The 11,349-nt window shown below is 57.4% G+C and carries 8 protein-coding genes; 5 read left to right on the forward strand and 3 right to left on the reverse strand.

What is annotated here, in order from left to right:
• Positions 1–4: 4 nt before the first annotated feature.
• Positions 5–1,009, reverse strand: coding sequence for an N-acetyl-gamma-glutamyl-phosphate reductase (argC, locus tag V1572_RS02220; RefSeq protein WP_395299665.1), 1,005 nt, complete (start codon positions 1,007–1,009; stop codon positions 5–7).
• 88 nt (positions 1,010–1,097) lie between these two features.
• Here argC and argE point away from each other — a divergent pair, with 88 nt between their 5' ends.
• From argE to V1572_RS02245, 5 genes are all read left to right on the forward strand, one after another.
• Positions 1,098–2,249, forward strand: coding sequence for an acetylornithine deacetylase (gene argE, locus V1572_RS02225; protein ID WP_196353157.1), 1,152 nt, complete (start codon positions 1,098–1,100; stop codon positions 2,247–2,249).
• A 273-nt stretch (positions 2,250–2,522) separates the two neighbouring features.
• Positions 2,523–5,174: a phosphoenolpyruvate carboxylase gene (gene ppc, locus V1572_RS02230; protein WP_045909126.1), complete on the forward strand. Its 2,652-nt coding sequence runs from the start codon at positions 2,523–2,525 to the stop codon at positions 5,172–5,174.
• Between the two features lie 94 nt (positions 5,175–5,268).
• Entirely contained in the window at positions 5,269–6,033 is a 765-nt protein-coding gene (locus V1572_RS02235) for a helix-turn-helix transcriptional regulator (RefSeq protein ID WP_262823553.1), read from the forward strand.
• 128 nt (positions 6,034–6,161) lie between these two features.
• Positions 6,162–6,824: a fructose-6-phosphate aldolase gene (fsa, locus tag V1572_RS02240; RefSeq protein ID WP_395299666.1), complete on the forward strand. Its 663-nt coding sequence runs from the start codon at positions 6,162–6,164 to the stop codon at positions 6,822–6,824.
• 12 nt (positions 6,825–6,836) lie between these two features.
• The gene (locus V1572_RS02245; protein ID WP_262811233.1) at positions 6,837–7,940 is read left to right on the forward strand and encodes a glycerol dehydrogenase; all 1,104 of its coding nucleotides are present in this window, start codon (positions 6,837–6,839) and stop codon (positions 7,938–7,940) included.
• Between the two features lie 92 nt (positions 7,941–8,032).
• Here V1572_RS02245 and katG read toward each other — a convergent pair whose 3' ends face one another.
• Both katG and metF read right to left on the reverse strand, forming a co-directional pair.
• Positions 8,033–10,213 carry a catalase/peroxidase HPI gene (katG, locus tag V1572_RS02250; protein WP_395299667.1) on the reverse strand — a complete coding sequence of 727 codons (2,181 nt, stop codon included), beginning with the start codon at positions 10,211–10,213 and terminating at the stop codon, positions 8,033–8,035.
• Between the two features lie 209 nt (positions 10,214–10,422).
• The gene (gene metF / locus V1572_RS02255; RefSeq protein ID WP_024909186.1) at positions 10,423–11,313 is read right to left on the reverse strand and encodes a methylenetetrahydrofolate reductase; all 891 of its coding nucleotides are present in this window, start codon (positions 11,311–11,313) and stop codon (positions 10,423–10,425) included.
• Between the last annotated feature and the right edge of the window lie 36 nt (positions 11,314–11,349).

Here is an 11,349-nt window from a genome sequence, read left to right on the forward strand (position 1 = left end):
CACCTTAAATAAGAGCCTGCGTTTCAGGGAAACCGAAACGAATATTTGCACACTGCATTGCCTGTGCGGCAGCGCCTTTCAGTAAGTTATCTTCTGCGGCCACCACGATGAGATGCTCACCCTGAACGGCAAAGCCGATATCGCAGAACGGCAGACCGACCACGTTTTTCAGCGCCGGCACGCCTTTGTCGTACAGACGTACCAGCGGTTTATCCGCGTACGCCTGCGTGAAGACCTCGCTCACCTGCTCTTTGGTCACGCCCGGTTTCAGGCGACAGGTAATGGTTTCGAGGATCCCACGCGGGAAGCTGCCCAGGTGCGGGGTGAAAATGACGTCCGCGCCCAGATGCGTCGTGATTTCAGGGTGATGACGATGATTAAACACGCCATACGGCTGAAGGCTCACTTCGCAGAAGCTGTTAGAGATCGCCGCCTTGCGTCCTGCACCGCTCACGCCGCTGGTGGCGTTGATCACCGGCCACTGGTTCAGATCCAGCAGACCCGCGTCGATCAGCGGCTTCAGGGCAAGCTGCGCCGCCGTCGGGTAGCAGCCCGGAACGGCAATCAGATCCGCTTCTTTCAGTTTATCTGCGCTCCACTCCGCCAGGCCGTACACCGCTTTTTCAAGCAGATCAGGGTGCTGATGGGTGAAACCGTAATATTTTTCGTAGAACGCGCCGTCGTTAACGCGGAACGCGCCGGAGAGGTCGAAGACCGCGCAGCCAGCCGCCAGGAACTGCGGCGCCAGGTCGTGGCTGACCTCGTGTGCGGTGGCTAAAAACACCACGTCGACGCCGTCAGTAAACTCGCTGATGTCAGACATGGGCTGCAGCGGCAGATCGACCAGGCCCTTAAGCTGCGGATGCAAATCGGAAATTAACTTTCCTGCATCATTGCTTTGCGCTGACACGGTCAAAGCGGTTATGGTCATATGTGGATGGCGATTCACGTAGCTTACAAGCTCTGCGCCCGCATAACCGCTAGCGCCTACAATCAGCGTATTCAACATCGGGTTCCTTTATGCTCAACGTTAATGTATTTTTATTCACATTTATTGCATGAATATTGATACTATCACGACCTAAGGTGTGTCAACAATGAAAATGAACTTACCGCCATTTATCGAGATCTACCGCGCCCTGATTGCCACACCGTCCATCAGCGCAACGGAAGAAGCGCTGGATCAGAGCAATGAGTCTTTAATCAATCTGCTGGCGGGTTGGTTTAGCGATCTTGGGTTTAACGTTGAGGTTCAGCCCGTCCCCGGCACTCGCCACAAATTTAACCTGCTCGCCAGTACCGGAACCGGTGCGGGCGGCCTGCTGCTGGCCGGTCATACCGACACCGTGCCGTTCGACGATGGCCGCTGGACGCGCGATCCGTTCACCCTGACCGAGCACGACAACAAGCTCTACGGTCTGGGCACCGCCGACATGAAAGGCTTCTTCGCCTTTATCCTCGACGCGCTGCGTGACGTGGACGTGACGAAGCTGAAAAAACCGCTCTACATTCTGGCGACCGCTGATGAAGAGACCAGCATGGCGGGCGCGCGCTACTTCTCTGAAAACACGTCGATTCGCCCGGATTGCGCGATCATCGGCGAACCGACGTCTCTTCAGCCGATTCGCGCGCATAAAGGCCATATCTCTACCGCCGTGCGCGTGCTCGGCCAGTCCGGCCACTCCAGCGATCCGGCGCGCGGCGTGAACGCCATTGAGCTGATGCATGATGCCATCGGCCGCATCATGGCCCTGCGTGACGATCTGAAAGCACGCTATCACTACGACGCGTTCACCGTGCCGTACCCGACGCTGAACCTCGGCAGCCTGCACGGCGGCGATGCCTCCAACCGCATCTGCGCCTGCTGCGAACTGCACATGGATATTCGCCCGCTGCCGGGCATGACCCTGAGCGATCTAGACGGCCTGCTGAATGAGGCGCTGGCCCCGGTGAGCGAACGCTGGCCGGGTCGCCTGACGGTCTCCGAACTGCATCCGCCCATCCCGGGTTACGAATGCCCGCCGGACCATCAGCTGGTCGATGTGGTAGAAAAGCTGCTCGGCCAGAAAACCGACGTGGTGAACTACTGCACCGAAGCGCCGTTTATTCAGACGCTTTGCCCGACGCTGGTTCTTGGCCCAGGCTCCATCAACCAGGCGCACCAGCCAGATGAATATCTGGAAACCCGCTTTATCAAACCCACCCGCGAACTGATTACCCAGGTTGTGCATCACTTCTGCTGGCATTAAAAACTGCCCCTCACCCTGCCCTCTCCCCTTTGGGGAGAGGGCAGGGTGAGGGGAGTAAATCCCGCGATCTTCGTCACATTTCCATAAGCATCTCTTATCTGACGCAATGCGAATTAAATTTCGTAAATTGCCCACATTTATTCGTTTGCTGAACCGTTTTCGCAGCAATTGACGACGGGGGTTTTACGTGGCTTTATAAAGGGAGATGACAAAATAATGTCCAAAAGATTTTCACATGGGCATAAACAAAAATGATGGGGTGACTGGGTTTTTATGAACGAACAATATTCCGCGTTGCGTAGTAATGTCAGTATGCTCGGCAAAGTGCTTGGAGATACCATCAAAGATGCGTTGGGGGAAAACATCCTCGACCGCGTTGAAACCATCCGCAAGCTGTCTAAATCTTCCCGTTCCGGTAACGAGGCCAGTCGTCAGGAGCTGCTCACCACCTTGCAGAACCTCTCTAATGATGAGCTGCTGCCCGTTGCGCGCGCCTTCAGCCAGTTCCTGAACCTGGCCAACACCGCTGAGCAATACCACAGCATTTCGCCAAACGGCGAAGCGGCCAGCAACCCGGAAGTCATTGCCCGCACCCTTCGTAAACTGAAAGACCAGCCCGACCTCAACGAAGCCACCATCAAAAAAGCGGTGGAGTCGCTTTCGCTGGAGCTGGTACTGACCGCTCACCCAACCGAGATTACCCGTCGCACCCTGATCCACAAAATGGTGGAAGTGAACAACTGCCTGAAGCAGCTGGATAACAAAGACATTGCCGACTATGAACGCAACCAGCTGATGCGCCGTCTGCGCCAGCTGATTGCCCAGTCCTGGCACACCGATGAAATTCGTAAGCATCGCCCAAGCCCGGTCGACGAAGCCAAATGGGGCTTTGCGGTGGTGGAAAACAGCCTGTGGGAAGGGGTACCAAACTACCTGCGCGAGCTGAACGAACAACTGGAAGCGAACCTGGGCTACCGTCTGCCGGTTGATTTCGTGCCGGTTCGCTTCACCTCCTGGATGGGCGGCGACCGCGACGGCAACCCGAACGTTACCGCGGAAATCACCCGCCACGTCCTGCTGCTGAGCCGCTGGAAAGCGACCGACCTGTTCCTGAAAGACATTCAGGTGCTGATCTCCGAGCTGTCGATGGTTGAAGCGACGCCGGAACTGCGCGCGCTGGCCGGCGAAGAAGGCGCCAGCGAGCCGTACCGTTTCCTGATGAAAAAGCTGCGTGGTCAGCTGATGGCCACTCAGGCCTGGCTGGAAGCGCGCCTGAAAGGCCAGCGCCTGCCAAAACCAGAAGGCCTGCTCAGCCAGAACGAACAGCTCTGGGAGCCGCTTTACGCCTGTTATAAATCGCTGCAGGCCTGCGGGATGGGCATCATCGCCAACGGCGAACTGCTCGACACCCTGCGTCGCGTGAAGTGTTTTGGCGTGCCGCTGGTGCGTATCGACGTGCGTCAGGAAAGTACCCGTCATACCGAAGCGCTGGGCGAGCTGACCCGCTATCTCGGCATCGGTGACTATGAAAGCTGGTCCGAAGCCGACAAGCAGGCGTTCCTGATCCGCGAGCTGAACTCCAAGCGCCCTCTGCTGCCGCGCAACTGGGAACCAAGCAACGATACCCGCGAAGTGCTCAACACCTGTAAAGCGATCGTGGACGCACCGAAAGGATCGGTCGCTGCCTATGTGATCTCCATGGCGAAAACCCCATCCGACGTGCTGGGCGTTCACCTCCTGCTGAAAGAAGCGGGAATCGACTACGCCCTGCCGGTCGCCCCGCTGTTTGAAACTCTCGACGACCTGAACAACGCCAACGACGTGATGAGCCAGCTGCTGAACATCGACTGGTATCGCGGCTTTATTCAGGGCAAACAGATGGTCATGATCGGCTATTCCGACTCCGCGAAAGATGCGGGCGTGATGGCGGCATCCTGGGCGCAGTATCAGGCGCAGGATGCACTGATCAAAACCTGCGAAAAAGCCGGTATCGAGCTGACCCTGTTCCACGGACGCGGTGGCTCAATTGGCCGTGGCGGCGCGCCAGCGCACGCGGCGCTGCTGTCACAGCCGCCGGGAAGCCTGAAAGGCGGCCTGCGCGTGACCGAGCAGGGTGAGATGATCCGCTTCAAGTACGGCCTGCCGGAAGTGACCATCAGCAGCCTGTCGCTTTATACCAGCGCGATCCTGGAAGCCAACCTGCTGCCACCGCCGGAGCCGAAAGCCTCCTGGTGCCACATCATGGACGAGCTGTCGGCTATCTCCTGCGATCTGTACCGCGGCTACGTGCGTGAAAACAAAGATTTCGTGCCTTACTTCCGTTCAGCCACGCCTGAACAGGAGCTGGGTAAACTGCCGCTGGGCTCACGTCCTGCAAAACGTCGCCCGACCGGCGGCGTAGAGTCTCTGCGTGCAATCCCGTGGATCTTTGCCTGGACGCAGAACCGTCTGATGCTGCCCGCCTGGCTGGGTGCCGGTGCCGCACTGCAAAAAGTGGTGGAAGACGGTAAACAGAGCGAACTGGAGACCATGTGTCGCGACTGGCCGTTCTTCTCTACCCGTCTGGGAATGCTGGAGATGGTCTTCTCGAAAGCTGACCTCTGGCTGGCGGAATACTACGATCAGCGCCTGGTGAAGCCAGAGCTGTGGGCGCTGGGTAAAGAACTGCGCGAACTGCTGGAAGGCGACATCAAAGTGGTGCTGGATATCGCCAACGACTCACACCTGATGGCGGACCTGCCGTGGATTGCCGAGTCTATCCAGCTGCGTAATATCTACACCGACCCGCTGAACGTCCTGCAGGCAGAGCTGCTGCACCGTTCGCGTCTGGCGGAAGAGGAAGGGAAAGAGCCGGATCCACGCGTTGAACAGGCGCTGATGGTGACGATTGCGGGCGTTGCGGCAGGTATGCGTAACACCGGCTAATGCTTTACGCCCGGCGGCGCTGCGCTTGCACGGGCCTACGATAAGTAGGCCGGGTAAGCGTTAGCGCCACCCGGCAAATTTCGGTAGTCTCCTTATGCATTCCGATATCACCCAGATTTTGACTGACCTGGTGAACCGCACGTTACCGCTGGGTCAGATTCGTTTTTCAGCGCTGGCTGAACACCATCCCCGAACCTCTCCCTGCCTCGGCATTACCCTTGGCGCTCCCTGCGAGGCGTTTTTTTCTTTTTTTGGACAAATCACGCATCCTGCGCCTCACGTCCTGAGCATACATTTCGGTAAGCAGCAGCTTACAATCGAGCTACAGCGTGACAATGTGCTCTTACAACAACTCCAGGTTGCCCGACGTGGCCCGCGAACGGGAGCTTTTCTTCTGCAAACGCTCACCGAATTACAGATGCAGCCTGAGGAACAAGACACAGCAAAGCTGGTAGTTTTAAGCCTGCTCAGCCACTGCCGGGATCTGCTTGGAAGCGAAATTCACACCGACAGCCGCAGCAGGGCGCTGTTCGAAGCCGTTCGGAGCTATATCGAAGAAAATTATGCCTCTTTGTTAACTCGCGAATCCGTGGCACAGGCGTTCTACATCTCCCCAAACTACCTTTCCCATCTATTCCAGAAAGTCGGCAGCGTCGGATTCAATGAATATTTAACAAAAACGCGCCTGGAACATGCGCGTCAGCTGCTGAAAGGCTACGATCTCAAAATTAAAGATATCGCCACACGCTGCGGATTTACGGACAGCAACTACTTTTGCCGTCTCTTTCGCAAGCACACCGAACGTTCCCCTTCCGAATATCGACGCCAGTACCACAGCCAGCTGATCGCCAAAAAGTAGCATTGTGATCGCTCTCTCACTTCTCTAAGGACATTACATTTGTCCAGTATTTGGCAAAATTGACCTGTATTCGCCGCGCCTGGGTGCGCCGTATCCTTTATTCAACCTTTCTGACTTAAGGAAAAATAATGGAACTGTACCTGGATACCGCCAACGTGGCGGAAGTAGAACGCCTGGCGCGCATCTTTCCCATCGCGGGCGTCACCACCAACCCGAGCATCATTGCCGCCAGCCGTGAATCCATCTGGGACGTGCTGCCGCGCCTGCAACAAGCCATCGGGCCGGAAGGCACGCTGTTTGCTCAAACCATGAGCCGCGATGCCGAAGGCATGGTGGCGGAAGCCAAACGTCTGAGTAACGCCATTCCGGGCATTGTGGTGAAAATCCCGGTGACGGCTCAGGGGCTTATCGCAATTAAAGCGTTGAAAAAACAGGGGATAACCACACTGGGCACCGCCGTTTACAGCGCGGCGCAGGGCCTGCTCGCCGCACTCGCAGGGGCGAAATATGTCGCGCCGTATGTAAACCGCGTCGACGCGCAGGGCGGTGACGGCATTCGCATGGTTCAGGAACTGCAGTCCCTGCTGGAACTGCACGCGCCGGAAAGCAAGGTGCTGGCCGCCAGCTTCAAAACGCCGCGTCAGGCGCTGGACTGCCTGTTGGCAGGATGTGAAGCAATCACGCTTCCCTTAGACGTAGCGCAACACATGCTCGGCACACCGGCGGTAGAGTCAGCCATAGAGAAGTTCGAGCAGGACTGGAAAAACGCGTTTGGTAACCTCAACCTCTAAGGGAGAACTGTTATGGACCGTATCATTCAATCGCCGGGGAAATATATCCAGGGCGCTGACGTACTGACCCGTCTCGGCGACTATCTGAAACCGCTGGCCAACCGCTGGCTGGTCGTTGGCGATAAGTTTGTGCTGGGTTTTGCCGAAGAGACCCTGCAACAAAGTTTTAAAAAAGCTGAACTGCATGCCGAAATCGCGCCGTTTGGCGGCGAGTGTTCACAAAATGAAATCGATCGGCTGAAAAGACTGGCCGACAGCGCCGACTGCCTGGCGGTGCTGGGTATTGGGGGCGGTAAAACGCTGGATACCGCCAAAGCGCTGGCCCACTTTATGAACGTGCCGGTCGCCATTGCGCCGACTATTGCCTCCACCGACGCGCCGTGCAGCGCCCTTTCCGTTATTTACACCGACAGCGGCGAGTTCGATCGCTACCTGATGCTGCCGCACAACCCGAACATGGTCATTGTGGATACGAAAGTGGTAGCAGGTGCGCCTGCACGTCTGCTGGCCGCCGGGATTGGCGACGCGCTGGCGACCTGGTTTGAAGCACGCGCCTGCTCGCGCAGCGGTGCGACCACCATGGCCGGGGGTAAATGCACCCAGGCAGCACTGGCGCTCGCGGAGCTGTGCTACAACACGCTGGTTGAAGAGGGTGAAAAAGCGATGCTGGCGGCGGAGCAGCATGTGGTGACGCCTGCGCTGGAACGCATTATCGAAGCCAACACCTATCTCAGCGGCGTCGGCTTTGAAAGCGGCGGGCTGGCGGCGGCACACGCTATTCATAACGGTATGACGGCAGTGCCGGACGCGCATCACTTCTATCATGGGGAGAAAGTGGCGTTTGGTACCCTGACGCAGCTGGTGCTGGAAAATGCGCCGGTAGAAGAAATTGAAACCGTCGCGGCGCTTTGCCACAGCGTTGGGCTGCCAATCACGCTGGCACAGCTGAACATCAAAGAGGATATTCCGGCCAAAATGCGTCTGATTGCCGAAGCGTCCTGTGCGGAAGGAGAAACCATCCACAACATGCCCGGCGGCGTCACGCCGGATCAGGTCTATGCGGCACTGCTGGTGGCCGACCAGTATGGACAGCGATTCCTGCAGGAGTGGGAGTAATAAAAAAAGCCGGGTGGCGCTGCGCTTACCCGGCCTACATGGCACTTTAATTTCCAGGCCGGGTAAGGCGTAGTCGCCACCCGGCACAAGGGTTACTTCACGTCAAACCGATCCAAATCCATTACCTTCGCCCATGCGGCAACGAAGTCGCGAACGAACTTCTCATGCGCATCATCGCTGGCATAAACCTCTGCCAGCGCGCGCAGGACGGCGTTAGAACCGAAGACCAGATCGGCGCGGGTGGCGGTATATTTCACTTCACCGCTGGCGCGATCGCTTCCGGCAAACAGCTCATTGGATTCGTCGGTCGCCTTCCACTGGGTGTTCATATCCAGCAGATTCACGAAGAAATCAGTGCTCAGCACGCCCTCACGGTTGGTGAACACGCCGTTCTTGCTGCCATCAAAGTTGGCACCCAGCACGCGCAGGCCACCAATCAGCACCGTCAGCTCCGGCGCGGTCAGCGTCAGCTGCTGGGCTTTATCAACCAGCAGCGACTCCGTGGTGGACACATCCACCTGCGCACGGTAGTTGCGGAAGCCATCGGCAATCGGTTCGAGCAGGTTAAACATCTCGATATCCGTCTGATCCTGACGCGCATCCATGCGGCCCGGCGTGAACGGCACGGTGACGTACACGCCCGCCGCTTTTGCGGCCTGCTCAACGCCTACCACGCCCGCCAGGACGATGATATCGGCCAGAGAGGCTTTGTTGGTGGTGCGCTGGATAGCTTCGAGCGCCGGTAACGCGCGAACCGCCGCGGCGTTCACATCCCAGTCACGCTGAGGCGCCAGCGCCAGACGCGCGCCGTTGGCACCGCCACGTTTATCGCCGCCGCGGAAGGTCGATGCCGACGCCCAGGCCACAGAAACCAGCTCGCTGACAGACAGACCGGACGCCGCAATTTCCGCCTTCAGGCTTTCAATGTCTTCTTTGGTCGGATTGAACACCGCCTGCGGCAGCGGGTCCTGCCAAATCAGATCTTCTTTCGGCACTTCCGGGCCAAGGTAACGCGATTTTGGCCCCATATCACGGTGGGTCAGTTTGAACCACGCGCGCGCGAAGGCTTCGTTGAAGGCCTGCGGATCGTTCAGGAAACGGCGGGAAATCTTTTCGAATTCCGGATCAAAACGCAGCGTCAGGTCGGTGACCAGCATGGTCGGCTTGCGTTTTTTCGACGGGTCGAACGGATCGGGCATGATTTCCGGCGCATCAACGGCTTCAAACTGAATCGCCCCTGCCGGGCTGCGGGTCTGCACCCATTCGTATTTGAATAGGTTCTCGAAGAAGTAGTTGCTCCACTGCGTCGGGGTTTGTGACCAGATGACTTCCAGACCGGAGGTAATGGCATCAGCGCCCACGCCCGTGCCGAGCGTGCTCGCCCAGCCCAGGCCCTGCGCTTCAATTGGTGAGGCTTCCGGGTCGGTACCCACGTGGGTGGCTTCACCCGCGCCGTGAGTCTTGCCGAGGGTGTGGCCGCCTGCAATCAGCGCCACGGTCTCTTCATCGTTCATGCCCATGTTGCCGAAGGTCGCGCGAATCGCTGCCGCCGCTGACAGTGGTTCACCGCTGGCGTTTGGCCCTTCCGGGTTCACGTAGATCAGGCCCATTTCGGTGGCGGCCAGAGGACGCTTCGCCAGCGCTTCCGGATCGCGGTGGGTCAGCCAGGCTTTTTCATCACCCCAGTTCACGTCCAGATCCGGTTCCCAGACGTCTTCACGCCCGGCACCGAAACCAAAGGTGCGGAAGCCCGAATTCTCCAGCGCCACGTTACCCGCGAGGATAAACAGGTCAGCCCAGGAGATTTTTTGTCCGTATTTTTTCTTGATGGGCCACAGCAGACGGCGCGCTTTATCCAGGCTCACGTTATCCGGCCAGGAGTTCAGCGGCGCAAAGCGCTGTTGACCGCGTCCAGCCCCACCGCGCCCGTCAACGGAGCGATAGGTACCCGCGCCGTGCCACGCCATGCGGATAAACAGACCCGCGTAGCTGCCCCAGTCGGCTGGCCACCACGGCTGAGAGTCGGTTAAGAGCGCTTTAAGGTCGCCTTTAAGGGCAGAGTAATCAAGTTTGCTGAATTCTTTGCGGTAGTCGAAGTCTTCACCCAGCGGGTTCGAACGATTGGAATGTTGGTTAAGAAGATCGATGCGGAGTTGTTTTGGCCACCAGTCGCGGCTGCCTGTACCTGCGCCCGCGCTGTGATCGACGCCGCCCTGATGGAACGGGCATTTGCCGACTGATGCCGCTTTATTGGTCTCGTCTGACGTGCTCATCGCTATGCTCCCTTTTACAGTGTTACCGTTACGATATACGCCCTTATTGATAAGGTATAGTTGAGATAACCCACAGATTCGATAGTTAAATCCGTTTAATTTCCCATGGAAAATACATGAGTTTTGTACGTCAAAGGCAGCATTGCTGATATGGCAGGAAAATAAAACCCTTATAAATCAAAAAACCCTCCGAAGAGGGCTCTTTTTTGTTACACGCCTGGTCTAACGCCGAGCGTGTGGCATATGGCGTAACTCATCTCAGCACGGTTCAGCGTGTAGAAGTGGAAATCCTTCACCCCTTCACGACTTAAGATCTTCACCATGTCCATCGCGATGTTTGCGCCCACCAGCTTGCGTGTTTCCGGGTCATCGTCCAGCCCCTCGTACATTTTAGACATCCAAAGCGGAATACGCACATTGGTCATATCAGCAAATTTCTTCGCCTGTTTGAAGTTAGAGACCGGCAAAATACCCGGGATAATTTCAACGTCGATGCCCGCGGAAACGCAGCGGTCACGGAAGCGCAGATAGCTTTCTACATCAAAGAAGAACTGGGTAATGGCGCGGTTCGCGCCGGCATCCACCTTACGCTTGAGGTTAAGCAGATCCGCCTGGGCGCTTTTCGCTTCCGGATGAACTTCAGGATAAGCGGCAACGGAAATATCAAAGTCAGCCACGCCCTTCAACAGCCCGACCAGATCGGCGGCATACATGTCCGGCTTACCGCTGCCCGGCGGCAGATCGCCGCGCAGCGCAACAATATGCCGAATGCCGTTATTCCAGTAATCCTGGGCGATGGCACGCAGCTCGTCGCGGGTGGCGTCGATACAGGTGAGATGCGGCGCCGCTTCCAGACCGGTACGATCTTTGATGCCTTTAATGATGCTGTGGGTACGGTCACGCTCGCCGGAGTTCGCACCGTAGGTCACGGAGACAAACTTCGGTTTCAGGCTGCTGAGACGATCGATAGAACTCCACAGGGTTTGCTCCATTTCACTGGTGCGCGGCGGGAAAAATTCAAAAGAGACGTTAATCTGGCCGTTTACTTCGGCCAGGCTCTGGTTCAGTGCTTCCCGCTGGTTGGCGTGAAAAAAGCTCATACCCTACCCCTATCAATCGCGTGTCATTGTCTGTTG

Source organism: Enterobacter quasiroggenkampii, assembly GCF_043972695.1.
Taxonomy (GTDB): domain Bacteria; phylum Pseudomonadota; class Gammaproteobacteria; order Enterobacterales; family Enterobacteriaceae; genus Enterobacter; species Enterobacter quasiroggenkampii.